Origin of the sequence: Sinorhizobium sp. 8-89, from assembly GCF_030124325.1 — a bacterium.
Taxonomy (GTDB): Bacteria; Pseudomonadota; Alphaproteobacteria; order Rhizobiales; family Rhizobiaceae; genus Sinorhizobium.
Window position 1 is genome coordinate 314529 of sequence record NZ_JASKLR010000004.1, and the last position, 26886, is coordinate 341414.

At 62.3% G+C, this 26886-nt stretch carries 21 protein-coding genes and 1 pseudogene; 17 read left to right on the forward strand and 5 right to left on the reverse strand.

What is annotated here, in order from left to right:
• Positions 1-130: 130 nt before the first annotated feature.
• A pseudogene (locus tag QN219_RS11545) lies at positions 131-491 on the forward strand (nuclear transport factor 2 family protein).
• 26 nt (positions 492-517) lie between these two features.
• Here QN219_RS11545 and xylB read toward each other — a convergent pair.
• The 4 genes from xylB to QN219_RS11565 form a co-directional block, all read right to left on the reverse strand.
• Complete coding sequence (gene xylB / locus QN219_RS11550) at positions 518-1972, reverse strand: xylulokinase (protein ID WP_283999798.1); 1455 nt, start codon at positions 1970-1972, stop codon at positions 518-520.
• Between the two features lie 10 nt (positions 1973-1982).
• Positions 1983-3020 (reverse strand): LacI family DNA-binding transcriptional regulator, encoded by a 1038-nt coding sequence (locus QN219_RS11555; protein WP_283999799.1) that lies wholly within the window; start codon positions 3018-3020, stop codon positions 1983-1985.
• A 231-nt stretch (positions 3021-3251) separates the two neighbouring features.
• Complete coding sequence (locus QN219_RS11560) at positions 3252-4841, reverse strand: DHA2 family efflux MFS transporter permease subunit (protein WP_283999800.1); 1590 nt, start codon at positions 4839-4841, stop codon at positions 3252-3254.
• Between the two features lie 141 nt (positions 4842-4982).
• A complete protein-coding gene (locus QN219_RS11565; RefSeq protein WP_283999801.1) occupies positions 4983-6194 on the reverse strand; it encodes an HlyD family secretion protein in 1212 nt (403 codons plus the stop codon).
• Between the two features lie 242 nt (positions 6195-6436).
• Here QN219_RS11565 and QN219_RS11570 point away from each other — a divergent pair, with 242 nt between their 5' ends.
• The 5 genes from QN219_RS11570 (at position 6437) to lysS (ending at position 12562) form a co-directional block, all read left to right on the forward strand.
• A complete protein-coding gene (locus tag QN219_RS11570; protein ID WP_283999955.1) occupies positions 6437-7132 on the forward strand; it encodes a TetR/AcrR family transcriptional regulator in 696 nt (231 codons plus the stop codon).
• Between the two features lie 118 nt (positions 7133-7250).
• Positions 7251-8090 (forward strand): AraC family transcriptional regulator, encoded by an 840-nt coding sequence (locus QN219_RS11575; protein ID WP_283999802.1) that lies wholly within the window; start codon positions 7251-7253, stop codon positions 8088-8090.
• Positions 8091-8307: 217 nt separating this feature from the next.
• Entirely contained in the window at positions 8308-9066 is a 759-nt protein-coding gene (locus QN219_RS11580; protein ID WP_283999803.1) for a TerC family protein, read from the forward strand.
• Between the two features lie 531 nt (positions 9067-9597).
• Positions 9598-11055, forward strand: a complete 1458-nt coding sequence (gene gltX, locus QN219_RS11585; protein WP_283999804.1) for a glutamate--tRNA ligase — start codon at positions 9598-9600, stop codon at positions 11053-11055.
• 10 nt (positions 11056-11065) lie between these two features.
• Entirely contained in the window at positions 11066-12562 is a 1497-nt protein-coding gene (gene lysS / locus QN219_RS11590; RefSeq protein WP_283999805.1) for a lysine--tRNA ligase, read from the forward strand.
• 81 nt (positions 12563-12643) lie between these two features.
• Here the strand turns inward: lysS and QN219_RS11595 are convergent, their stop codons facing one another.
• Positions 12644-13291, reverse strand: coding sequence for a hypothetical protein (locus QN219_RS11595; protein ID WP_283999806.1), 648 nt, complete (start codon positions 13289-13291; stop codon positions 12644-12646).
• Between the two features lie 285 nt (positions 13292-13576).
• Here QN219_RS11595 and QN219_RS11600 point away from each other — a divergent pair, with 285 nt between their 5' ends.
• The 11 genes from QN219_RS11600 to mnhG all read left to right on the forward strand — a co-directional run bounded on the left by QN219_RS11600 (position 13577) and on the right by mnhG (position 26876).
• Positions 13577-13855 (forward strand): FAD-dependent oxidoreductase, encoded by a 279-nt coding sequence (locus tag QN219_RS11600; protein ID WP_283999807.1) that lies wholly within the window; start codon positions 13577-13579, stop codon positions 13853-13855.
• Positions 13856-13896: 41 nt separating this feature from the next.
• A complete protein-coding gene (locus tag QN219_RS11605; RefSeq protein ID WP_283999808.1) occupies positions 13897-14850 on the forward strand; it encodes a nucleoside hydrolase in 954 nt (317 codons plus the stop codon).
• A gap of 181 nt (positions 14851-15031) precedes the next feature.
• Complete coding sequence (locus QN219_RS11610) at positions 15032-16042, forward strand: ligase-associated DNA damage response exonuclease (protein WP_283999809.1); 1011 nt, start codon at positions 15032-15034, stop codon at positions 16040-16042.
• 5 nt (positions 16043-16047) lie between these two features.
• Positions 16048-17667 (forward strand): cisplatin damage response ATP-dependent DNA ligase, encoded by a 1620-nt coding sequence (locus QN219_RS11615; protein WP_283999810.1) that lies wholly within the window; start codon positions 16048-16050, stop codon positions 17665-17667.
• Positions 17668-17772: 105 nt separating this feature from the next.
• Positions 17773-20463, forward strand: coding sequence for an EAL domain-containing protein (locus QN219_RS11620; protein WP_283999811.1), 2691 nt, complete (start codon positions 17773-17775; stop codon positions 20461-20463).
• Positions 20464-20869: 406 nt separating this feature from the next.
• Positions 20870-23797 (forward strand): monovalent cation/H+ antiporter subunit A, encoded by a 2928-nt coding sequence (locus QN219_RS11625; RefSeq protein ID WP_405052130.1) that lies wholly within the window; start codon positions 20870-20872, stop codon positions 23795-23797.
• On the forward strand, positions 23797-24144 hold the full coding sequence (locus tag QN219_RS11630) for a Na+/H+ antiporter subunit C (RefSeq protein ID WP_173509022.1): 348 nt from the start codon (positions 23797-23799) through the stop codon (positions 24142-24144). Before QN219_RS11625 ends, QN219_RS11630 begins: the two co-directional genes overlap by 1 nt.
• Positions 24137-25747, forward strand: coding sequence for a monovalent cation/H+ antiporter subunit D (locus QN219_RS11635; protein ID WP_283999813.1), 1611 nt, complete (start codon positions 24137-24139; stop codon positions 25745-25747). The genes QN219_RS11630 and QN219_RS11635 overlap by 8 nt, the downstream gene beginning before the upstream one ends.
• Complete coding sequence (locus QN219_RS11640; protein ID WP_283999814.1) at positions 25748-26233, forward strand: Na+/H+ antiporter subunit E; 486 nt, start codon at positions 25748-25750, stop codon at positions 26231-26233.
• Complete coding sequence (locus QN219_RS11645; RefSeq protein ID WP_283999815.1) at positions 26230-26511, forward strand: K+/H+ antiporter subunit F; 282 nt, start codon at positions 26230-26232, stop codon at positions 26509-26511. The genes QN219_RS11640 and QN219_RS11645 overlap by 4 nt, the downstream gene beginning before the upstream one ends.
• Positions 26508-26876: a monovalent cation/H(+) antiporter subunit G gene (gene mnhG / locus QN219_RS11650; protein ID WP_283999816.1), complete on the forward strand. Its 369-nt coding sequence runs from the start codon at positions 26508-26510 to the stop codon at positions 26874-26876. Before QN219_RS11645 ends, mnhG begins: the two co-directional genes overlap by 4 nt.
• Positions 26877-26886: the final 10 nt, after the last annotated feature.

Consider the following 26886-nt stretch of genomic DNA (forward strand, 5'->3'; position numbering starts at 1 on the left):
TTGCTCCTCTCATGGATGATGGATTGCCGGCGGCAAGCGGCGGCCGGCCATTACGTGGAAGGTAATTGGTTTCATTCCCTCGATCGCCGACAGTCGGCACATCGAAACGCAAACCGAAGGGAAAATTCCGATGCACGACCTCGATCACATTGCCGAAGCCTATATTGCTGCCTGGAACGAGACCGATGCCGCAAAGCGCGGCACGCTTGTCGAAAGGGCGTTCACGCCGGAGATCGGCTATCGCGACCCGGTCATGCAGGGCGAGGGCCATGAGGCGATCAACACGCTGATTGCCGGCGTGCAACATCAGTTCCCCGGCTTCCGCTTCGCCCTCAAGGGCAAGGTGGGACGGGTTCTCCGACACGATCCGCTTTTCCTGGACGCTCGGGCCGAACGGGACCTCCGTCATCGAGGGCACGGATTTCGGCCTCATCGAGGATGGCCGGCTGAAACAGGTAACCGGCTTCCTGGACAAGATCCCAGCGCAATAAGCGACGGTCGGATGTGCCGCGGCCGGTCATAGAGTCGCATCCCTGATCGCCGGATAGAGGCGACGATAACGCTGATAGGCATCCTCATAGGCCGAAACCAACGACGCTTCCGGCGCGATGGTTTCGGCCGTTGCCGGTGCAAAGCAGGTTGCGACGGGATCCGCGCCAGTCGCGGCGATGAGACCGAGCCGTGCAGCGCCGAAAGCCGCACCGAAATCGCCGTCCGCCGGCAGATCGACCGGCAGGTTGAGCGCCGTTGCGATCGACTTCAGCCAATAGCGTGAGCGCGAGCCGCCGCCGATCGCGGTCACGCGCGTGAGGCTCGTGCCGGCCGCACGGAGCGCCTCCAGGCTGTCGCGGATGGCGAAGGAGACGCCTTCAAGCACCGCCTGCGTCAGCACCGCATGCGAGCTTTCATGACCGAGGCCGGCAAACGCGCCGCGGATCGCCGCATCATTGTGGGGCGTCCGCTCGCCGGAAAGATAGGGAAGGAACGTGACGGAACCGGGCGCCTTCAGGAAATCGCCGAGTTCGCCCGTGAGTTCTGCGGCACTTTTGCCGGTGACGCCCGAATGCCAGTTCAGAGCATCGGTCGCCGAGAGGATGACGCCCATCTGGTGCCAGGTGTTCGGGAGCGCATGGCAGAAGGCATGGACTGCGCTTTCAGGGTTGGGAAGGTAGCTTGCATTGGCCGCGAAAAGCACGCCGGAGGTGCCGAGCGACACAAAGGCCTGCCCCTCGCCGACCGTGCCCATGCCGCAGGCCGAGGCCGCGTTGTCGCCGGCGCCGCCGGCAACGACGACGCCAGTGCCCATTCCCCAGCGGCTGGCGAGTTCCGGCCTGAGCGTGCCGGCGCTGTCCGTGCCTTCGACGAGATCCGGCATCTGCCGTTCTTCGAGATGGGTCGCCGCCAGCAGGCTCTCCGACCATTTGCGCTTGCCCGTGTCGAGCCAGGATGTGCCGGCGGAATCGGACATTTCCGACATATGTTCGCCGGTCAGCCACAGGCGGAGATAGTCCTTGGGAAGCAGGACCCAACGCACTTTGGCGAAAATCTCCGGCTCGTTCTCGCGCACCCAGGCGAGCTTCGGCGCGGTGAACCCGGGGAAAACGATATTGCCGGTCAGCGCACGGAACTGCGGATCGCTGTCGAGGAATGCGGCCTGGCGGAAGCTGCGGGTATCGTTCCACAGAATGCAGGGACGAAGCACGGCGTCTTGTCTGTCGAGCAGCGTCGCGCCGTGCATCTGGCCGGAGAGACCGATGCCGCGGACGGCGGCAAGCGCTTCCGGGTGCGCCGTCTCGAGGCCGGCGATCGCCTCCTCGGTGGCGCGGATCCACTCCGCCGGATCCTGTTCCGACCAGCCAGGATGCGGGCGCGAAACGTCGAGCGCTCCCGACGCCGAGCCGATGATCTTCTGCTCGCCATTGATCAGCATCGCCTTGATACCGGACGTGCCGAGATCCAGTCCGAGATACATGGGTGTCCTCCTATGCCTGCTCGATCGGCAGGTTGTCCTTTAGGAAAATGTCGATGCGGATGCGTTCCTGCGCCTCGATCACGGCGAGCCCATCCGCCTTGGCCTTCAGAACGCGGATCGCGCTTCTCACCTCGTGCCCGGCATCCTGGTTGAGCACCGCGTCGATCGTGCCGGATCGTAGCGCGGCGCGGCTGTGCGGCGTCAGCTCGTGCGCGATGGTGCAGATCGTCTTGCTGTTGCCGGTCTTCTCGAGCGCGGCGACGAGACCGCGATTGCCGGCGCCGAGGCTATAGATGCCCGCCAGATCCGGCTCACGCTCGACCAGCGCGCGCACGAGCTTTTCGACGAGGACCGGATCGTCCTGCCCTTCGATCACCGGAAGGAGCCGGCGCGCCGGAAATTCCTCGGCCATGACGGCGCTAAAACCCTCCAGCCGGTCGCGGTGGTCGCGCACCAGCATCGACCCGGCCAGCACCGCGACCGAACCGTCGCGGCCACCGGTAAAGCGGCCCATCAAGGTACCAGCCGTGCGTCCAGCCGCGATGTTGTCGACACCGGCAAAATGGTCGCGTCCCGATCCCGGCAGGTCCGACACGAGCGTTACAACCGCGATGCCGTCGTCCCGAAGCCGCTTCACCGCTTCGGCCACTTCGGGGGCGTCGACGGCGACGACCGCCACCCCGGCCGGCCGGCTCTCATGCGCCTCCGACAGCGCCTGCACGAGGACCTGTGCGTCAAAGGCCGGAACGGGAAGAAGGGTGATCTGCGTTCGCTCCGAAGCGGAACGCGCCATTGCGGCACGCACTTCGCCCTCGAGCCCGCGCATGAACGAATTATCGCCCTCCGGCAGGATGAATACGAAGGGGTAGTTGCGACCCTTGGCGAGGTTTGCGGCGGCGACGTCGCGCACATAGCCGAGCGTGGCAATCGCGCGTTCGACCCTGTCACGCGTGACGCTCCTGACACCGGGGCGATTGTTGAGAACCCGGTCGACAGTCGCCAGGCTGACGCCCGCTTTCGCAGCGACATCGTGAACCGTTGGTCGCATCCCTTCCTCCCGGGGAACCCCTTAGAGCAATTTTTGATGTACGTAAATCAAAAATGTCGATGACTGTGGATGGAAGTGATTTCTCTGCTCAAGAGGAAAGGACACAGTTGGGGGTATGCCCCTCACCCAGCCCTCTCCCCGCAAAGATGCCGCTTGCCCCTTCTCCCCGCGAGCGGGGAGAAGGTCGCAGTAGCGGGATGAGGGGCTAAAAGCGCTTGTCTGTCAGGCGCTTCAGTGGCCGCTGCCCCCTGCGCCGGCACCCTGCGGCTTGCTGATCATCATGACGCCGATGATCAGTGACAGGAAAAGGACCGTCAGGATCAGGAACACATCGATGAAGGACAGGATCACCGCTTGCTGCTGAACCATCGCGGCCATCTGCTTGATCGCGATGGTCGTACCGTCGAGGCCGTGCGCGGTGAAGTTCGCAGCCATGTTCCGGAGCCGCTCGACCGCCTCCGGGTTACCCCATTGGACGTGCTCCGCGAGCCGGGCGTAGTGGAAATCCTGGCGCTGCGTCAGGATCGTGTTGATGACAGCGAGGCCGACGGCGCCGCCGAGATTGCGCGTCAGATTGTAGAGGCCGGAGGCATTGCGGATGCGGGCGGGTGGCAGCGTGCCAAGCGCGATGTTGTTGATCGGCACCATGCAGAGCATCAGCGAGCAGCCGCGCAGGATTTGCGGCACGAGCAGTTCCCAGAAATCCCAGTCGGCGGTCAATTGGCTCATCGTCCACGTTCCGGCCGCAAAGCCGGCGAAGCCGATCGTCATCATCACCCGTGGGTCCAGCCGGCTGGCGAGGACACCGGCGATCGGCGCGGTAACGAACATGGCGAGGCCGGAGACGAACATCGTCTCGCCGATCATCAGAGAATCGTAGCCCCGGATGCGCCCGAGGTAGAGCGGATAGAGATAGGTGAGGCCGTAAAGACCGATGCCCATGACGAAGGAAAAGAGCGAACCGAAGGCGAAGTTACGATTGGCGAAGGCCTTCAGATCGACCACCGGGAACTCGACCTTAAAGGCGCGATAGAAAAAGACGATGGCCGCAAGCGCGGTGGCGACAGCGCCGAGGACGATGTGATCGTCATTGAACCAGTCGTTGGCGTTGCCCTCCTCCAGCACATATTCGAGCGAACCGAGGAAGATCGCCATGGAGGCCAGCCCCCACCAGTCGAACTTCTTCATCAGCCCCAGTTCGGGCTTGTCGAAATCGATGAAGGTCCAGGTCAGCGTCGCGACGATGATGCCGGGAATGACGTTGACGAGAAACAGCCAGTGCCAGGAGAAGGCGTGGCTCAGATAGCCGCCGACCGTCGGACCGATGGTCGGCGCGAGCGTTGCGATCAGGCCGATGATCGGCGAGACGATATTGCGCTTCGACGGCGGGAAGATCGTGAAGGCGGCGGCGAAGACCGATGGGATCATGCCACCGCCGATGAAGCCCTGGATCGCTCGATAGATGATCATCTGGTCGATATTGGTGGCGGTCGCGGCGAGTGCGCTGGAAGCCGTGAAGCCGGCGGCGGCAACGGAAAACAGCACCCGCGTCGAGACGATGCGGGCAAGCGTGCCCGACAGTGGGATCATGATGACTTCGGCGATCAGATAGGAGGTCTGCACCCAGCCGATCTCGTCCGATCCAGCCGAAAGGCCTGCCTGGATTTCGGCGAGCGAGGCCGACACGATCTGAATGTCGAGGATCGCCATGAACATGCCGACGACCATCGCGAAGAACGCGATCAGCCGTCTCGGGTCCATATGCTCCTCGGCTATGGGCGCGCTTGCCGCGACCGAGCCCGCCGTTGCCGTTGCGGCCATTTCTGCCACTCCTCGATTCTATTGGGTGGGTGAGCGGGATGCGGGCGGAAGACCGCTCACGTTTTTCCTCATCCGACTCTGCAGCGCCGCGCGTCCGATCGGACGCGCAAAGATCACGTTAACGCCTTGAGTTGCCTGCGCTTACTGCGCCGCCGCGACCTTCGACTGGCTTGGCGCCGTGCGCGTATCGACATCGACTACGACGCTCAAGCCCGCACGCAAGTGCCCTTCCGCAAGCGCGTCCGCCGGGAGCTTGATGCGCACCGGGACACGCTGGATGACCTTGGTGAAGTTGCCGGTAGCGTTTTCCGCCGGCAGCAGCGAGAAGACCGAGCCGGACGCCGGCGAGATCGACGCGACGGTGCCCTCGATCGGATGGTCGTCATAGGCGTCGACGTGGATCTGGACCTTGGATCCGGGCACCAGATGCGCGATCTGCGTTTCCTTGAAATTGGCATCGATATAGAGTTGATCCACAGGAACGAGGGCAGCGAGGCGTTGGCCGGCCGAAACGAGATCGCCGACCTGAACCGCGACATTGCCGATCACACCATCATAGGGGGCCTTGAGCACGGTGAAGCCGAGGTCGCGATTGGCTTTGTCGCGGGCAAGCTCCAGCGAACGGATCGTACTTTCCGCCTCGCTGCGCTGCGCCTCGAGCACGGTGATATTCGCCTTGGCCGCGGCGATATTGGCCTCGGCACCGACGAGGTTCGCGCGCGCCTGGTCGAGCGCGACATCGGCGTTGTCGCGCGAGGCGACCGTTCCGACGGCCTTGGACTGGAGGTCGCTGGCGCGCTTCTGCGTCAGCTCGGCGCCGCGGACCGTCGCCTCGAGGGCTTTCTTCTGCGCTTCGGCCTGGCTGAGACTCGCCTTTGCCCCGGCGATCTGCGCATCGAAGCGGCTGAGCGCCAGCTTCTGCGTCGCGATCTGCGCCTCGGCGTGCTCCGCGGCGATGCGATAGTCGCCGTCGTCGAGCGTGACGAGCGGCTCGCCCGCTTTCACATGCTGGTTGGCGACGACGTTGACCCTGGCGACATAGCCGGACACCTTCGGCGAGATGGTCGCGATGTCGCCCTCGATATAGGCGTCATCGGTCGAGATCATGAAACGCCCGTTGGTCCACCAGTCGTAGCCGTACCAGCCAGCGGCGGCGAGCAGTACAAGCCCGATCATCGGGAGCACGGGACTACGCTTTTTCCGGGGTGCCGATACATTGGCCGCGGTGTGCTCCGCGACCGACGGGGCCTCGCTCGTAGGTGCTGTGACCTCGGTCCTCGGAGCATCCACGACTTCGAAATCGTCGCCGACGGGACGGACACGGACAGCGCTGGAGGTGCTGGGAGCGGACATGAGACACCGATTTTTGATTGGAATTGAACTGAACCGTTCGGTTCGACTGAGCTTGACATAACGCCTTTTGAACCGCATATCAAGAGGCAATCGAACCAGGCGGTTCGATTCCCCGAGGAAATGTATGGGGGTCCTCTCCGCGGCCCTTGCCTTATTTGCAATCGTCCGCGTTAGTGATTTTGGGTACACTTCATCCAAAGTCGTTACGATGTAAGATGTAAGGAATGGAACGTCCGGCAGCCATGACGTCAGCGAAAAGCGCACCGCAGGAAAACTCCCTGCAGGATAAGCAACAGCACCCTTCGAGCGGTGGGCGGCACGCCGCCGGCGAGGATCCGGTCAAACGCGAGCAAATCCTCGAAGGCGCCAAACGCGTTTTCATGAGGAGCAACTTCGACGCTGCCAGCATGAACGACATCACGCGCGAGGCGGGCGTTTCGAAGGGCACGCTTTACGTCTATTTCGAGAACAAGGAAGACTTGTTCGAAGCCCTGATCGCGCGCGAGCGCAACCGCATCGTCAGCAGCATCAAGCAATCGCTGAACGACATCGAGCCGATCGAGGAAGCACTTCACGATTTCGCCGTGACCCTCGTTACCAGCATAACGTCCGACTACACGATCCGAGCAATGCGGACCGTGCTTGGCGTGATCGATCGGATGCCGCAGCTGGCGCAGCGCTTTTTCACTGCAACGCCGGAAAACGGCTACACGGTGCTGAAGGCCTATCTCGACCGGCAGGTGGCGGCAGGCGAACTCTCGATCGACGATACGGAACTCGCAGCGAAACAGTTCATCGAGCTTTCCATGGCCGGTTTTTTCAAGGGCCGCCTTTTCGGCATGTGCGACGCCCCCCCGGCCGATCGCATCGAAAAGAACGTGGAATCGGCCATCCGCGTCTTCCTGGCCGCCTACGGCCGGAAATCCAACGCCGGCTGAAGTCACGGCCCTTGCCTTCACTTCGCGCAGTACCATTCTCTGGCAAATCCAGCAACGACGATCAAATGCGCCCTTTGACGAGGCCGTAAGACCTTGCTTGTCTGCTAAGGGAGTGAACATGAGTACCATCGGCAGGGCGATCTGGTTCATCGAGAGTCATTTCGCTGAGGACATATCGCTGGAGGATATCGCCGAGGCTGCCGGCCTGTCGCGCTACCACCTGTCCCGCGTCTTCGGTCTTGCAACCGGCCGGTCGATCAGCGCCTATATCCGCGGGCGCCGCCTGAGCGGGGCTGCGCTCACCCTCGCCAACGGCACGTCGAACATTCTCGAAGTGGCCCTTGATGCGGGCTACGGCTCGCATGAAGCCTTCACGCGTGCCTTTCGCGAGCAATTCGGCGTGACGCCGGAATCCGTTCGCAAGCAGGGGCATGTCCGCAACGTCATGCTGATGGAGCCAATCAGAATGGATGATACACGCACTTTGAAGATCGACCCGCCGCGGTTCGTGGAGAGCCCCGCACTCCTGCTCGCCGGTCTGGCCGAAATTTATGCCTACAACCGCACCGAGGGCATTCCCTCGCTGTGGCAGCGCTTCAACACCTATTTCGGCAATATTCCGGGCCAACGCGGCAATATCGCCTACGGCGTCTGCACCCAGGCCGATGGCGAAGCCGGCAGGTTCCGTTACATGGCAGCCGCCGAAGTCGAGGACGCCGACGCGCTGCCCGCGGGTTTCTCGACGCTGAAACTACCGAAGCAGCGTTACGCCGTCTTTGTTCATCGCGGCCATGTTTCCGGTATAGCGGCGACCGCTCACTATGTTTTCGGAACGTGGTTTCCTGAATCCGGTTACGAGCACGGCGAAACACCGGACCTGCTCGAGCGTTACGACGAGCGTTTCGACCCGCACTCCGGCATGGGCGCGGTCGAAATCTGGGTGCCGTTGAAAGCGTGACTACTGCATGTTTCCTTAAATTGGAGCCGATTTGAGGATAAAAACATGCAGCAATTCAAACTGCTACAGCGTCCTTCGCGCGTCCGATAAGACGCGCGGCGCTGTAGGACAACGCCACCGCGAAAAACGCGGGGGCGCTTGCCACGTCAGGAAGTATCCTTAAATACTGCGGCGAATCTTGCGCGACGACGCGCCACCGAGAAAGGAAAGATCGCCGATGCAGGAAATAATGACGCTTGCACAGGACCCCGCCGCCTGGGTTGCCCTGATTACCCTTATCGTGATGGAGGTCGTGCTCGGCATCGACAACCTGATCTTCATTTCAATTCTCACGAACAAGCTCCCTGCCGACAGCCGCGTCAGCGCCCGCCGCATCGGTATCGGCCTTGCGTTGATCATGCGGCTGGCATTGCTCGGCACCGTCGCCTGGATCGTGCAACTGACCGAACCGGTCTTCGAGGCCCTCGGCCACGCCTTCTCCTGGAAGGACATGATTCTGATCGCCGGCGGTCTCTTCCTTGTCTGGAAGGCCACCAAGGAGATCCACCACAATGTCGATCCGAGCGATCACGACGAGGACTTCATCGCGACGTCGGCGATCAACAGCTTTGCCGCCGCGATCGGGCAAATCCTGCTGCTCGACCTCGTCTTCTCGGTCGACAGCATCATCACCGCCGTCGGCATGACCCCGCATCTGCCGATCATGGTCGTGGCCGTGGTCGTTGCCGTTACTGTCATGCTTTTCGCGGCGACGCCGCTCGCCAACTTCATCGAAAAGAACCCGACGATCGTGATGCTGGCGCTTGCCTTCCTGCTGATGATCGGCACGACGCTGATTGCCGAAGGCATGGGCTTCCATGTGCCCAAGGGCTACGTCTACGCCGCGATGGCGTTCTCGGCCCTCGTCGAGGCGCTGAACATGATCGCCCGCAACGCCCGCCTGAGAAAACAGCGGGCGGCGGGAAAGCTGCACTAGTACGCAGCGGGATCACGACCGACGACACAAACAAGAAGGCCTGCATTCGCCCGAATGCAGGCCTCTTTACTGCGGGAGATTAAGTGAGGATACGAACCGGACGGGTTGGGAGTTCGACTACCGCTTTCGTTGGTCACGGGAGGAAACCGGAAAAATTCCCGTGTTCTCCACTTCCGTCGCGTCCGGTTGACACGGTCCGCGTCCTCGACCTGATAAACGCGTGACGCCCGCGAACGTTCCAATAAATCGTCGCCACATGCCGAGCCGGCGTTACCGGATCGGATGAGGGCTTGCCCGCCGTGCACTTGTCGCCTCCGGCCCGCCTCACCGCGATGGCCAACAGGAAAAGGCCTATCCACTTTCCGTTGACATACGGGGCTTTCTATGGTCTCACGCCAGCCGACTGGAATTGCCCGCCGATACCGCTGGTGCGGCACCCTTGTGGGCCTTTCCTTCCCATAAAATGCGCGCCCACAAGCTGGAAATTCACCCCGGCAAGGCGCCAGAAGCACGTCGAAACGGGCAAAGACCATGGCAGATTCAGCAGTCCGGGTGCGCATTGCACCCTCACCCACCGGCGAACCGCATGTCGGCACAGCCTATATCGCGCTGTTCAACTACCTCTTCGCGAAGAAACACGGCGGCGAGTTCATTCTGCGCATCGAGGATACCGATGCGACGCGCTCGACGCCGGAGTTCGAACAGAAGGTGCTCGATGCGCTGAAATGGTGTGGGCTGAAATGGTCCGAAGGCCCCGATATCGGCGGCCCCTACGGCCCCTATCGCCAGAGCGACCGTAAGGACATCTACAAGCCCTACGTGGAGAAGATCGTCGAGAACGGCCACGGCTTCCGCTGTTTCTGCACGCCCGAGCGGCTGGAGCAGATGCGCGAGGCGCAGCGCGCCGCCGGCAAGCCGCCGAAATACGATGGGCTCTGCCTTAGCCTCTCGGCCGAGGAAGTGACGTCGCGCGTTGCCGCCAGCGAACCGCACGTCGTGCGCATGAAGATCCCAACGGAAGGCACTTGCAAGTTTCATGACGGCGTCTACGGCGACGTCGAGATTCCCTGGGACGCGGTCGACATGCAGGTACTCTTGAAGGCCGACGGCATGCCGACCTACCACATGGCCAATGTCGTCGACGACCATCTGATGAAGATCACCCATGTCGCACGCGGCGAGGAGTGGCTGGCTTCCGTGCCGAAGCACATCCTAATCTACCAGTATCTCGGCCTCGAGCCGCCGAAGTTCATGCACCTGTCGCTGATGCGCAATGCCGACAAGTCGAAGCTGTCGAAACGAAAGAATCCGACCTCCATCTCCTATTACACCGCGCTCGGCTACCTGCCGGAAGCGCTGATGAACTTCCTCGGCCTGTTCTTCATCCAGATCGCCGAAGGCGAGGAGCTGCTGACGGTCGAAGAACTGGCGGAAAAGTTCGATCCGGAAAACCTCTCGAAGGCCGGCGCGATCTTCGACATCCAGAAACTCGACTGGCTGAACGCGCGTTGGATCCGCGAGAAGCTTTCAGAAGAAGACTTCGCCGCACGCGTCTTTGTCTGGGCGGCCGAAAATGATCGCCTCAAGGAAGGCCTGAAGCTCGCGCAGTCGCGGATCTCGAAGCTTGGCGAACTACCGGACCTCGCCGCCTTCCTGTTCAAGTCGGATCTCGGCCTGCAGCCGGCGGCCTTTGCCGGCGTGAAAGCCTCGCCCGAGGAACTGCTCGAGATCCTCAATACCGTCCAGCCGGATCTTGAAAAAATCCTCGAATGGAACAAGGAATCGATCGAAGCGGAACTGCGGGCGATCGCCGAGCGTATGGGCAAGAAGCTGAAAGCCATCGTCGCGCCGCTCTTCGTCGCCGTGTCGGGCTCGCAGCGCTCGCTGCCGCTGTTCGATTCGATGGAACTCCTCGGCCGCGCGGTCGTCCGCCAGCGCCTGAAGGTCGCGGCACAGGTCGTCGCCTCGATGGCGGGCAGCGGAAAGTAAGGACAGCACCATGAACGAGAAGACAGCGATGGCCAGCCTTTCCTCCGACGCTACGGAAGTGCGCGCACAGAAGCTGAAGCTCCTGCGCGAGCAGATCGGCGACGTCTATCCGGCGCATTTCCACCGGACGATGACCAATGCGGAACTCGCGGCAAAATATGAAAACCTGGCGCCGGACACCGAAACGCAGGACGTCGTGACCGTCGCCGGCCGCGTCTTTTCCTCGCGCAATTCCGGCATGTTCATGGATATCCACGACGCCTCCGGCAAGATCCAGATTTTCTCGCACAAGGATACGACCCCGGAAGAGGCGCGGGCGCTGCTGCCGATGATCGATATCGGCGACATCATCGGCGTCACGGGCATCGTCCGCCGCACCAAGCGCGGCGAGCTCACGATCAATGCGCAAGCGATCACCATGCTCACCAAGTCGCTTCTACCGATGCCGGAGAAGTGGCATGGGCTTTCGGACATCGAGCTGCGCTACCGCAAGCGCCATCTCGACATCATGACCAACGAGGAGTCGAAGCTCCGCTTCCAGCAGCGCAGCCGGATCGTATCCGGAATCCGCCGCTTCATGGAGAATGACGGCTTCATGGAAGTCGAGACGCCGATGCTGCATTCGGTCTATGGCGGCGCAACCGCCGAGCCCTTCAAGACGCATCACAACACACTGAAGCTCGACATGTTCCTGCGCATCGCGCCGGAACTGTACCTGAAGCGCACGCTGGTCTCGGGGCTTACCGACAAGGTCTTCGAGATCAACCGCAACTTCCGCAACGAAGGCGTCTCCACCCGGCACAATCCGGAATTCACGATGATGGAGTGCTACTGGGCTTACGCCGACTACGAGGACGTGATGGACCTCGTCGAGCGGATGTTCGCCGAACTGGCGCTCCTGGTCCACGGCAAGACGGAATTCACCTACGGAGACAAGGAGATCTCCTTCAAGGGGCCGTTCCGCCGCGTGCCCATGCCGGACGCCGTCAAGGAAGCGACCGGCATCGACTTCCTCGCGATGAAGACCGACGAGGAGGCGCGTGCCGCAACCGAGGCAGCCGGCTTCGAGGTCGAGAAGGACTGGACCTGGGGCGAATGCCTTGCCTTCGTCTTCGAGGAGAAGGTGGAACCGATGCTGATCCAGCCGGCCCACGTCACGCATTTCCCGAAGGACATCTCGCCCTTCGCCAAGGAAGTGCCGGGCGAGCCGCGCCTCGTCGAGCGTTTCGAGACCTATTGCAACACCTGGGAACTCGGCAACGCCTTCTCGGAACTCAACGATCCGGAAGAGCAGCGCGCCCGCATGGTCGAGCAGCTTGAGCAGGCGCATGCGCGAGGCGAGCAGGCAAAGCAGCTCGATGACGAATTCCTCGATGCAATCGACCAGGGCATGCCGCCGGCCGGTGGCCTCGGCATCGGCGTCGACCGGCTGATCATGCTGCTCACCAACGCGCCGTCGATCCGCGACGTGATTTTGTTCCCGGCCCGACGCCACAAGGCCGACTAGGCCCGCGCGGACAAACATAGCCATGCATAAAAGCCCGCCTTTCACCCGCCGGGCTTTTTGCTTTTGTTGCGACGGATTGTCTTAATGGCCGGCGGGCGCCTTGGCGCTCTCGACGGTTTGGTCAGCGGCTTCGTCCGCCCCCGCGCCCTCCGTCGCTGCCGCGAACGGAACGATGCAAAGCGAACGATCCTCCATGGCGCTCATCAGGGCGCGCACCGCGTCAAGCTCAAGCCGAACGGTCTTCCCGTGGAACATGCCGGCGGCGTTCGCGGTCCCGTCGTTGTAGGAGGCCCGAAACGGCTCCGCCATTCCCTTGACGCTCTGAGGACCGGGGGCAAAAAGCACCTCGGCGCCGATGGCTGCGCCCCGCACGGCGGCGCGTTCCTCCGGTCCCGCTGCGTCGAGCACGACGACCTGATAGAGATCGGCCTTCTCCTTGTGCGACAGAGCGCCGACCACACGCAGCGCCGTCCTGATGCGGTCCGGTCCGCTCGCTCTGTCGGTCTTTACATGCATCCGCACCCAGCGTTGGCCTTGGTGATCGAGCTTCAGTGTTCGGATTGTCGTGCATTCGAGTCCCGACGGGGACGGCTCGGAAAGACGGGCCATGAGCCTGTCGCGACCAACATAGACGGCGGCGCCGCCGGACGCTGCGGAAACACTGAGCGCGGCGGACAGGATGACCACCAGCTTCTTGGAAGGACGCAATCTGCTGAAAATAGCCTTCACCTGCGGCTCCGCTGTCGTCGTCAAAATTGCAAAGCCCGCAGGCCGTTACGACGATAGGTCAACGACCTTTCGGAAAGTTTAAGTCCGTTCAGCGGGATAAGAAGAATGCGGTGATCCGGATCGTACGTTTCCTCGCTGCGTTGGCTGCAGGAACTCGCGCGGAACTCCTACTGATCCCCCGGAAATAGCCGTTCATGGCGTCTGTTCGCGTGCGGGTCTTGCTCTCGCGCCGGGCTTAACTAAAAGGGATGCCGCAAATTCTTCGTCTGAGGGAACCGGCGTATCATGGCGAGTATCGGGATAGTTGGATCAGGCATCATCGGTTGTGCGTCGGCGGCTCATCTCATCGCCGAGTGTCACGAGACGACCGTTTTCGAGAAAGATATCAGCGGCCTGCCTGCCTCGGTCGGCAACGCCGGCAGTCTGGCTGACCTGAAAATCGATCCGCCCGCCCGTCCCGACATGCTCTTCGCCGCACCGAAATGGCTCATGGACGTCGCCGATCTTCTCACGACGGGCGAGAACATCGACTTGGCACCTTTCAGTATTCGCCGCTTCCAGTAGCGGCATTCCTATCCCACTTCCAAAAAAGAAAAGAAGAACACATGGACAAGGTTATTTTCGATACGGACCCGGGCGTCGACGACGCGATGGCGCTTCTCTTCCTGCACCGGCACCCGGACATCGATCTCATCGGCATCACCTCCGTTTTCGGTAATGCCTCGGTCGAGACGACGACGCGCAACGCGCTCTTCCTGAAGCAGGCGTGGAACATCGCGGCACCGGTCGCCAAGGGGCTTGGCGAGACCTTCGATCACGGTCGCCCCCATGTCGGCTGGCCGACGGGCATTCATGGCGAAGACGGGCTCGGCAATATCGACGTGCCGGACAATATCGACCTGCCGCTCGATCCCCGTCCGGCGCATCGGTTCATCATAGATACGGTACGCGCCAATCCGGGCGGGGTGACGCTCATCGCCGTCGGGCGCATGACCAATCTCGCGCTGGCGCTGCGCGACGATCCTGACATCGCCGGGTTGGTCAAGGACGTCGTGATCATGGGCGGTGCGTTCGACGTTCCCGGCAACATCACGCCGGCAGCGGAAGCCAATATCCATGGAGACCCGGAAGCCGCCGACGCGGTGATGACGGCGCCGTGGCCCGTGACCGTCATCGGTCTCGATGTGACCACGCGCACGGTAATGACGCGGGCGATGCTGGTCGATATCGCCGAGCGTGGCGGCGCGCCTGCAAGGCTCCTGTCCGACATCTCGCAGTTCTACATCACCTTCTACGAGCAGCATGTCGACGACGGCATGATCGTCCATGACAGCTGCGCCTGCGCCTATGTCGTCGCGCCGGACCTGTTCCGTACCCGCAGCGGATCGGTACGCGTCATCTGCGGTGGCATCGCCGACGGTCAGACGATCCAGAAACCGGACGCGCGGCTGTTTCCGCCGGGCCCCTGGGATGGTCTTCCAAGCCAGAAGGTCTGCACCGGCATCGACGCCGAGGGGGTGCTGAAGCTTATCACCGACACGCTGTCGTTGAACCGCTAAGGCATGACTTACTGCGTGATTCCTTAAATCGGAGTCGATTTAAGGACAAAATCATGCGGCAATTCAGACTGCTACAGCGAACTTAGCGCGTCCGATTGGACGCGCGGCGCTGTAGACGCGGGCGGCGAAAATCTTGTCCGCATAGCTGGCAGGGGCGCATCTGCCAGCTATCTTAGTCTGCATGAGACCGGACAACCTGCTTTATCCCGCCCCCAAGGGCCTCTACTGCGAACGCGGCGACTTCTACATCGACCCGATACAGCCGGTCGAACGGGCGCTCATCACGCATGGGCACGCCGATCACGCCCGCGCAGGCCACGGTCATGTGCTGGCAACGCGCGAAACGCTGGACATAATGCGTATTCGCTACGGCGACGGCTTTTGCGGTGCGAGCCAGGTCGCTCCGCTCGGCGAGACGATCGCCGTCAATGGCGTGACCGTCCGTTTTCATCCGGCTGGCCACGTGCTCGGTTCGGCGCAGATCGCGGTCGAGACGGAAGGAACGCGGATCGTCGTCTCGGGCGACTACAAACGACGGCCGGATCGAACCTGCCGGCCCTTCGAGCCCGTCCATTGCGACGTCTTCATCACCGAGGCGACCTTCGGCCTCCCGGTCTTTCATCATCCGGACGATGGCGCCGAGATCGCCCGGCTGCTGATGTCGCTAAGGCAGTTTCCCGAGCGCGCTCACGTGGTCGGCGCCTATGCGCTCGGCAAGGCGCAAAGGGTCATCGCCCTTCTTCGCCAGCAGGGTTACGACGAGCCCATCCACATCCACGGGGCGCTCGCCAAGCTGTGCGAGTACTATCAGAACGAGGGCATCGATCTCGGCGAGATCCGCCACGCGACCCTTGCTGGCGAGAGCCGGCAGGATTTCGCCGGCAACATCATCATCGGCCCCCCGTCCGCCTTCGCCGACCGCTGGGCGCGGCGCTTCGCCGATCCGCTCGCCGTCTTCGCCTCCGGCTGGATGCTCATCCGCCAACGTGCCAAGCAACGCGGCGTCGAACTGCCGCTCGTCATATCCGATCACTGCGACTGGGCCGAGTTGACCGCGACGATCAGGGAAATCGCACCGGCCGAAGTCTGGGTGACGCACGGCCGCGAGGAAGCCCTGGTACGGTGGTGTGAATTGCAGGGCATCCCGGCGCGTCCTCTTCACCTCGTCGGATACGACGACGAGGGAGAGTGAGAGCCATGAAGGCCTTCGCCGAACTGCTCGATCGGCTGGTTCTCACGCCGCAGCGAAATGCCAAGATCCGGCTGCTTGCGGATTATTTCCGCGAAGCTGGCGATCCGAGCCGCGGCTATGCGCTTGCCGCGATCGCCGGCACGCTGACCCTTAATACCGTCAAGCCCCAACTGATCCGCGACCTCTTGCTCGAGCGCATGGACGAGGTGCTGTTTCGCTATTCCTATGACTACGTCGGGGATCTCGCGGAGACGGTTTCGCTGGTGTGGGAGCCTCCACAGGAGCGCGTCACAGCGGATGTTCCGCTGGGAGACGTCGTTGAGCGGCTGCAGATGGCAGGCCGGTCCGAGGTGCGCTCGCTCGTCCGCGACATGCTGGATCAACTCGACACGTCAGGCCGTTTCGCGTTCCTGAAGCTCGTGACCGGAGGATTGAGAATCGGCGTTTCCGCGCGACTGGCGAAACAGGCGCTAGCGGAAATGGGCGGCAAGGATGTCGCCGAAATAGAAACGCTCTGGCATGGACTGAGCCCACCCTACCTGCCGCTCTTTCTCTGGCTCAGCGGCGAAGCGGACATGCCCGTCCTGACAACGCCGGCGGTCTTTCATGCCGTCATGCTCGCGACTCCGGTCGGCGAAGGTGATCTCAAAGGACTGGATCCGGCCGACTTCGCCGCCGAGTGGAAATGGGACGGCATCCGCGTTCAACTGGCGAATATCGGAGGGATGCGACGGCTCTACTCACGCAGCGGCGACGAGATTTCCGGCGCCTTTCCGGAGATCCTGGACGCCGCGGACTTCACCGGCGTCATCGACGGAGAACTGCTGGTCGGAGGGACGATCCGCAGCAACCGGGCAACGGGCACCTTCGCGGATCTGCAGCAACGTCTGAACCGCAAGACCGTCAATCGTAAGATGCTCGAGGATTATCCCGCCTTCATCCGCGGATACGATATCCTTTTTTCGGGCGAACGCGACATTCGGGCCGAACCATTCCAGGCGCGCCGCCGAGCGCTCAGTGCCCTGATCGATACCGCCTCGCCGCAGCATTTCGATCTGTCGCCGCTCGTCCCCTTCTCGACCTGGGACGAACTGGACCGGCTTCGCTCGAACCCGCCGGATCCGGTAATCGAAGGTGTCATGCTGAAGCGGCTGGACTCCGCTTATGTTGCCGGCCGGGCCAAGGGACCCTGGTTCAAATGGAAACGGGAGCCTTTCAATATCGACGCCGTGCTGATGTACGCGCAGCGCGGCCACGGCAAACGATCGAGCTACTATTCCGACTTCACCTTCGGCGTCTGGACGGAGAGCGACGGGCAAACAGTTTTGGTTCCGGTCGGCAAGGCCTATTTCGGCTTCACCGATGCCGAACTCGAAATTCTCGACCGCTTCGTCCGCGACAACACGGTCGAGCGCTTCGGCCCGGTGCGTGCGGTCCGCGCCGAGCCCGATGCCGGCTTCGTCGTCGAGGTCGCTTTCGAGGGCCTGAACCGTTCCACCCGGCACAAGTCGGGCGTTGCGATGCGCTTTCCGCGCATTGCCCGCCTCCGCGCGGACAAACTGCCGCGGGACGCCGACAGGCTCGAAACATTGCAGGCAATGATCGAGACGAAGGCTCCCCGCTGAAGAACGACGAGACACCGCGAAACGCAAGGTCCGCCAGAATCAGTCGGTGCAAGGCAAGAATTGTTAAGAAGAATTTGTAATTATTTCGCGATTTCTTCACTGCATATGCCGTTCTGGGGTGATCTTGTGTCAGATAAACGTGCCGTTAACCTTAGAGAATCCAGATTCTCCCGGGTTTTGACACCGAGCCATCTTCCGACAATTATCGCGACATTTGTCGTCGTGATTGCAGGATTCCTCGCCGACAACCAGAACCAGGTCATCTCCGAAGCACGCGTGCGCGCGCTGGTGGCCGATGAGCTCAGCCCAATACGATCGAGGATCGAGTCCAGCATCAACGGCAATGTCCAGCTTGTCCGTGGCCTGATCGGAACGATCGCCACCGAACCGGAGATGCGGCAACCGCGCTTCAGCGAGCTTGCTCGCAGCATCTTCACCGAACGAACACAGCTTCGCAACATTGCCGCGGCTCCGGATCTGGTCGTGTCGATGGTCTACCCGACCGCCGGCAACGAAAAGGTCATCGGCCTCGACTACCGCAAGAATGAAAGTCAGCGCGCCGCCGTGGTGCGCATGAAGGAAACCGGGAGGATGGTCCTGGCAGGACCAGTCGAGCTCGTTCAGGGCGGCAAGGGCCTGATCGGCCGGTTTCCGGTGTCGACCAATCTTGCCACCGGCGGAAGTCGCTTCTGGGGTGTCGTTTCGGCTGTAATCGATGTCGATCGCCTCTATCGCGACAGCGGTCTCGTCTCTCCTACACTCGGCATCGACATAGCGATAGCCGGCCGAGATGGCCTTGGACGCGAGGGTGCGGTCTTCTTCGGCGACCCCGCCATCTTCAGCCGGACCCCGGTAGAGATGAGCGTATCCCTGCCCGGCGGTTTATGGCGCATCGCCGCAATCCCGAAAGGCGGCTGGCCGACCACCCCGGCCAATGCCTGGCAGATCCGTCTGCTTATCGCGGTCGGCGGGTTGATGATCGTCGTCCCCATGCTCATCACCGGCCGGCTCATGGCCGAGCGCCAGAGGAACATTCGCGCCCTGAAACAAAGCAAGGATCAGCTTCAGGAACTCTCCCATCGGCTGAAGATCGCGCTCGACACCTCCGAGATCGGCATCTGGGAACTCGATATCGAGAGCGGCAAGTTGCTGTGGGATAGCCGGATGAAGGAGCTCTACGGCATCGGGAAATCGATGCGCGAGATCTACGACGACTGGAAGAATACGCTGCACCCGGACGATCTTGCACGTGCCGAGGAAGAGTTTTCCGAGGCGCTTGCGAGTGGCGGCGCATACAATTCCGAATTCCGCATTTGCCTCGCTGACGGCGAGGTCCGCCATATCCGTGCGATCGGCTCGACTTACGCCGGCGCAGACGGGCGCCGGAAGATCGTCGGCGTCAACTGGGACGTAACGGCCGATTTCGAAACGAGGGCCACGCTTTCCGAGGCCAAGCGGCTCGCCGAGGCCCACAGCGCCGAACTGGAAGCGGCGCGCCATCGCATGGAATTCAACGCGCTGCACGATCCGCTCACCGGTCTGCCGAATCGTCGCTTCCTCGACCAGATCCTCGCCGACCGCAGCCGGCATTTCGACGAACGAGCAAAGCTCAGCATCTTTCATATGGATCTCGATCGCTTCAAGCAGATCAACGACACGCTCGGCCATGCGGCCGGAGACGAGATCCTGAGGCACGCGGCGGAACTCCTGCGCCGGAATGCGCGCGAGGATGACTTTGTCGCCCGCATCGGCGGCGATGAATTCGTAATCATCCGGCAGAGCCATGGCCAAGACGAGGACACCGCGCTGGCGTCGCGTGTCATCGAGGCGATGAGCGTGCCGATCCGCTACAAGGATCAGGAATGCCGCATCGGCGTCAGCATCGGCATTGCCGCCCAGTTCCAGTCGAGCGACGAGCTCTCGCAGACACTGGTCAACGCCGACATTGCACTTTACGAGGCCAAGCGCCGCGGACGCAACAGGCACGAAACCTTCACCGGCGCGCTGAAGACGGCGGTGTTCAAGACGAAGCAGACCGCCGACGAAATTCTTCGCGGTCTCGAGCAGAACGAATTCATCGCATATTTTCAGCCGCAATTCTGCCCGACATCCCTCGACGTCATCGGCGTCGAAGCGCTGGCGCGATGGGACCACCCGACGAAAGGACTGCTCGGCCCGCACGCTTTTCTCAAGACGGCGGAAGATATCAATGTGGTCGCGGCGATCGACCAGAAGATTCTCGAACAGGCGCTGTTTCAGATCTGGCGGTGGGAAGCGAACGGCATCCGCATCCCGAAAGTCTCGGTCAATCTCTCTTATCCGCGGCTGCGCGACGACGGCTTGATCGAGCGCCTCAAGCAGATGCGGATACCGGAAGGGCGTTTTTCCTTCGAACTGCTCGAGTCGATCTCCTTCGACGAAAACGACGTAACGGTGCTTTCGAACATCGAGCGTATCAAGGAACTCGGGATCGAGATCGAGATCGACGATTTCGGTACGGGCTACGCCTCGATCCTCAGCCTGACGAAGCTGACGCCGCGCCGGCTGAAGATCGATCGCCAGCTGATCCTGCCTATCCTCACCTCGCCGGCGCAGCGGCGGCTCGTCGAATCGATCATCGACATCGGCACGTCGCTTGGCATCGAGGTGATCGCCGAGGGCGTCGAGACCCTGGAACATGCCCGCATCCTCAAGGAGCTCGGCTGCCATGGGCTGCAGGGCTACGCCTTCGCCCGCCCGATGAACGCCAACGATCTCGCCACCTTCGTTTTCGAACGCCGTTGGCACGCCGCCTAATGCATGATTCCTTAAATCGGAATGGGTTTAAGGACAAAATCATGCAGCAGTTCAAAGTGCTGCAGCGATCTTAGCGCGTCCGATCGGACGCGCGACGCTGTAGAACGGGACGAGGAAAGTTTAGGCGGTTTTCCACCCACCCCGCTCTACCTTATTAGAATCGATCACGTTGGTTATTTGGGTCGGTTCGACCCAAATAACCGTGATCTAGGCACTCGGAAAACGACACCGGATCGGCGTGTTTTTCTTCCCGAACGACTTGGCAGTCGGCTGGAAAAAAGTCATAAAAACACATGCCTTTGCCGCTTCGCGGGTGATCCGGCATTGTTTGCGACGGTCGCTTTTGAGCGACGCTCTCGGGACCCAGATCCCACTCTCCAAGATACCCAAAGAGGGGAACGGAACGATCGAATACGCGGGGAAATTGCTGCCTGTCTTCATTCTCGCCCCCTTCGCGGGAAGCCTCATCGCAATCTTCTTTCCGTCCGATCAACGCGGTGCGACGGCCTGGTTCGCAGGGGCGATCGCCCTTGTCTGTTTTCTGGCGACCGCGGGCCTCTATCCCTTCGTCGCGTCCGGCGGCGTACTGCGTTATGAACTCGCCTGGATCCATGAACTCGGGCTCAATTTCACCCTGCGGATGGACGGTTTCGCCTGGCTGTTTTCGGCGCTGATCACGGCGATCGGCGTGCTCGTCGTTCTCTACGCCCGCTACTACATGGCCGCCGAAGACCCGGTCCCACGCTTCTTCGCGCTGTTCCTTGCCTTCATGGCATCGATGCTCGGCATCGTGCTCTCCGGCAACCTGATCCTGCTTGCGGTTTTCTGGGAACTGACGAGCATCGTTTCCTTCCTGCTGATCGGCTATTGGCATCACAATGCCCATGCCCGCGACGGCGCGCGCATAGCGCTGACAATGACCGGTATGGGCGGGCTTTGCATGCTGGTCGGATTGCTGATCATGGGCCGGATCGTCGGGAGCTACGATCTCGATGTCGTGCTCGCCTCCGGCGACGCTATCCGCGACCATCCGCTCTACTTGACCGTCCTCATCCTGCTGCTGCTTGGCGCGCTCACGAAAAGCGCGCAGTTCCCCTTTCATTTCTGGCTGCCTCACGCGATGGCCGCGCCGACGCCGGTTTCGGCCTACCTGCATTCGGCGACCATGGTGAAGGCCGGTGTCTTCCTGCTTGTGCGGCTCTGGCCGGTGATGGCCGGCACCGAGGCCTGGTTCTGGATCGTCGGCCTCGCCGGCCTCACGACCCTCTTGCTCGGCGCCTATTTCGCGATCTTCCAGCAGGATCTGAAGGGGCTTCTCGCCTATTCGACGATCAGCCATCTCGGGCTCATCACCGTGCTCTTGAGCCTCGGCAGCCCGCTGGCGGCCGTCGCCGCGGTCTTCCACATCGTCAATCACGCGACTTTCAAGGCCTCGCTGTTCATGGCCGCCGGTATCATCGACCACGAAACCGGTACGCGCGACATGCGCAAATTGAGCGGTCTCTTCCATTACATGCCGATCACCGCAACGCTGGCCATGGTGGCGAGCGCGGCCATGGCCGGCGTGCCACTGCTCAACGGCTTTCTCTCCAAGGAAATGTTCTTCGCCGAGGCGATCGAGACGCATCTCGTCAATGCGCTCGACACGATGACGCCCTATGTCGCGACAATCGCGAGCATGTTTGCGGTCACCTATTCCCTGCGCTTCATTCACGGCGTCTTCTACGGTCCCATGCCGAAAGACCTGCCGAAGAAACCGCACGAGCCGCCACGTTGGATGCGCGCGCCGGTGGATTTCCTCGTCCTCGCCTGCCTCGTCGTCGGCATCATCCCCGCGCAGACGATCGGACCGTTCCTCCACACGGCCGTCGTCTCGATCCTCGGCGATCGTACGCCGCAATACAGCCTTGCCGTCTGGCATGGCTGGAACATCCCGCTGATCATGAGCTTCGTGGCGCTGTCGGGCGGGGTCGGCCTCTATTTCCTGATGCGTTCCTATCTTGCGACCAGCGTCGAGGGCCCGCCGGTCTTCCGACTGCTCCAGGGCCAGCGCATCTTCGAACGCGTGCTGGTGACGCTTTCGTGGAAGTGGGCCCGCTCGCTCGAGCAGAGCCTCGGCACGCGCCGTCTCCAGCCTCAGATGTGCTTCGTCGTTGTCCTCGCACTCGCGGCGGGGGCGTTGCCGCTTGTGATCGGCGGTTTCAAGCTGCCGCCTCTCCTCATACGCGGCGTCGATCCGGCCTTCGCCCTGCTCTGGGTGATCGGCATCGCCTGCGCCGTCGGATCGGCTTACCAGGCCAAGTTCCATCGTCTCGCATCGCTCGTGCTGCTCGGCGGCGCAGGGCTCGTCACCTGCATCACCTTCGTGTGGCTTTCCGCACCCGATCTGGCGGTGACCCAGCTGCTCGTCGAAATCGTCACGACTGTCCTGATCCTGCTCGGATTACGCTGGCTGCCAAAGCGGATCGAGCAGCCGGAGGATGCGGAAGATCTTCCGTTCCGCATCCGCCTCAGGCGCCTGCGCGACTTCCTTCTCGCAATCCTGGCCGGCGGCGGGATGACGCTCATCGCCTATACGGTCATGACGCGGCCGCTGCCCGATACCATCGCCAGCTATTTCCTTGCGCGGGCCTACATGGACGGCGGCGGCACCAATGTCGTCAATGTCATCCTCGTCGACTTCCGCGGTTTCGACACGCTCGGCGAGATCGCCGTCCTCAGCATCGTCGCCTTGACGGTCTTTGCGCTTCTGCTGCGTTTCCGTCCGCAGGCCGACAGCCTGGAAGCCCCGGAACAACAGCGGGTACAGAACGCTTTCGACGACGATCACCCGGAGCGGGCGGCCGGCGACAGCATCGCCGAGTATCTCTTCGTCCCCTCCGTCATCATGCGCTGGATGTTCCCGGTCACGGGACTGCTCGCCGCCTATCTCTTTCTGCGCGGGCACGACTTGCCGGGCGGGGGCTTTGCCGCCGGCATCGCCATGTCGATCGGCTTCATCCTGCAATATATGTCGGGCGGCACCCGCTGGGTCGAGGAGCGGTTGCGCATTCACCCGCTGCGCTGGATGAGCATCGGCATTCTGGTCGCCGTCGCGACGGGCGCGGGATCGTGGCTCTTCGGCTATCCGTTCCTCACCTCGCACGCGCAATATGCGACCTTGCCGATCGTCGGTAAATTTCCGCTGGCGAGCGCCATCCTCTTCGATCTCGGCGTCTTTTCGCTGGTCCTCGGCGCCACGGTGCTGATCCTTATTGCGCTCGCCCACCAGTCGGTCCGCGCGCCGCGCGCCCATACGAGGGCAGCGCGCGCCGAGAAAGAGGGGGTTCGGTAATGGAGCTCATTCTTTCCGCGGGAATCGGAGCGCTGACCGCGTCCGGCGTCTATCTGTTGCTGAGGCCGCGTACGTACCAGGTCATCATCGGCCTCTCGCTGCTCTCCTACGCCGTCAATCTCTTCATCTTTGGCATGGGCCGGCTGCGGGTGAACGCGCCGCCGGTGCTCGATCCAGGCGGCGTCGGCGACCTCGCGCGCTATACGGATCCCGTTCCGCAGGCGCTGGTGCTGACCGCAATCGTCATCGGCTTCGCCATGACGGCGCTGTTCCTCGTGGTGCTGCTCGCCTCACGCGGTTTCACCGGAACAGACCATGTCGACGGAAGGGAGCAACGCCATGACTGATTGGCTGCAACACCTTCTCATACTGCCGATCCTGCTGCCGCTCGCCGTCGGCGCGGCGTTGATCCCGGTCGACGAGCGCAATCGTATGCTGAAGGGCCTGTTTGGTTTCGCCTCGACGCTCGCCGTTTTCGTCATAGCGGTGATCCTCATGCGCATGGCCGCGAACACAGGCAGTCTCCCGGCGAGGGGCATTTATCAGCTCGGCAACTGGCCGGCCCCGTTCGGCATCGTCCTGGTGCTCGACCGGTTGTCGGCGCTGATGCTTTGCCTGACGGCGGGTCTGGCCCTCGCCGCCCAAGCCTATTCAATGGCACGCTGGCACACGGCCGGCCACCATTTCCATTCGCTGTTCCAGTTTCTGATCGCCGGCCTCAATGGTGCTTTTCTGACAGGCGATCTCTTCAATCTTTTCGTTTTCTTCGAAATGATGCTGGCAGCGTCCTATGGCCTGTTGCTGCACGGCTCCGGTCCCGTGCGGGTCAAGGCGGGACTGCACTATATCGCAATCAATCTCGCCGCCTCCTCGCTGTTCCTCATCGGTGTCAGCCTGATCTACGGCGTGACCGGCACGCTCAACATGGCCGACCTCGCCGCCAAGCTCGCAACACTTGCACCCGAGAACCGGCAGCTCGTCGAAACCGGCGCCGCGATCCTCGGCATCGCCTTCCTCGTCAAGGCCGGCATGTGGCCACTTAGCTTCTGGCTGCCGCCGGCCTATGCGGCCGCGACCCCGCCGGTGGCCGCAGTCTTTGCCATACTGACCAAGGTCGGAATTTACGTCATCATCCGCCTGCATTTCCTTATTTTCGGCGCGGCGGCCGGGGCTTCCGCGGGTTTCGGGCAAGGCTGGCTCGTCGCAGGCGGTATGTTGACGATTGCTTTCGGCGCGATCGGCGTGCTTGCCTCGCAGGCGATGGGCCGGCTCGCCGGCTATTCGGTTCTCGTCTCCTCCGGAACGCTGCTTTCTGCGATCGGCCTCGGACACGGCGGAATGCTCGCCGGCGCGCTCTTCTATCTCGTCAGCTCGACGCTGACGATCTCCGCCTTCTTCCTGCTCATCGAACTCGTCGAGCGCGGCCGCGACGCCGGCGCCGACGTTCTGGCGGTGACGATGGAAGCCTATGGCGACTTCGATGAAGAAGAGGAAGAGGTCGGCGTCGCGATACCCGGGACGATGGCCGTTCTCGGTCTCTGCTTCTGCCTCTGTGCCGTGCTTCTTTCCGGCCTGCCGCCCTTGTCGGGCTTCGTCGCCAAGTTCGCGATCCTGCGCGGCCTCTTCGACATGCCGGGCACCGATATGGCAACCGCCATGTCTGCCACCGACTGGACCTATGTCGTGCTTCTGATCCTGTCGGGGCTTGCCGCAATGATCGCGATGAACCGCATCGGCATCCGGACCTTCTGGGCGTCGATCGAAGGCACGGTACCGCGGGTCTTCGTCATCGAGATCACGCCCGTTGTCGTCCTGCTTGCCGCCTGCATCTTCCTGAGCCTTCAGGCTGGCCCCGCCATGCGTTACATGCAGGCAACCGCTGACGATCTGCTCAACCCGCTGTTCCAGAGCGAGCGCGTTCTTTCCGCGCCGAGGACGGGAGAGCAGTAGATGCGCACCTGGTTCCCCTATCCGCTGCTGTCGATCGCGCTGCTCGTGATGTGGCTGCTTTTGAACCAGTCGCTGGCGCCGGGCTCGATCCTCGTCGGCCTCTTTCTCGGCATGGTGCTTGGCTGGGTGACGCTCAAGCTGCATCCTGCAAGATCGCGTCTTCACCGCGTCTCGCGCGCAGCCGGCTTCGCTCTGCAGGTCATTGCCGACATCATTCGCTCGAACATCGCCGTCGCTACAATCATCCTGCGCGCGCGCCGCGTCCCCGCGAATGCCGGTTTCCTGACAGTTGGCCTCGATCTCGAAGACGAGAATGCACTCGCGCTGCTCGCCTGCATCATGACGGCCACTCCGGGAACGGCCTGGCTGGAATACGACCGCCGTCAGAAGATCCTGCTTTTCCATGTGCTCGATATGCAGAACGAGGAGTTGTGGCGCGGGACGGTCAAGCGCTATGAGGCGGCATTGAAGGAGATATTCCAATGACTGAGCTTGCGATCACCTGGTCGGTGCTCCTCTCCCAGGTCATGCTCGGGCTGGCGATGGCCTGCGCTCTTTATCGTATCGCCAGGGGGCCGCGGGCGCAGGACAGGATCCTCGCACTCGACACGCTCTACATAAACGCAATGCTGATGCTGCTCTCCTTCGGCATCCGCAGCGCGAACACGATCTATTTCGAGACCGCGCTCATCATAGCGCTGATCGGTCTGGTCTCCTCGATCGCCTTCGCGAAGTTCCTCATGCGCGGCGAGGTGATCGAATGAGCCACCTGACAGACCTGCCGGCCTGGGCCGCCCTCGGCGTCTGCGGCTTGCTGCTTCTCGGCGCGGCGACGACGCTGATTGGCTCGCTCGGCCTGTTGCGCCTTACCGATTTCTACGAGCGCCTGCACGCCCCGACGATTGCGACCAGCGGCGGCACGATCCTCATTTGCCTCGCGTCGATGCTCTGCTTCGCCGTACTGCAAAGCCGCTGGATCTTCCACGAAGTGCTGATAATCCTCTTCGTCACTGTGACAACGCCGGTGACGCTGATGCTGCTCGGCCAGGCAGCGCTCTACCGAGATCGCTTCGAGGAACGACAGGGCGTGCCGCGGAAGCCGAAGCCCGAACGCGAGAATAGCCCCTGATGATCGCGCT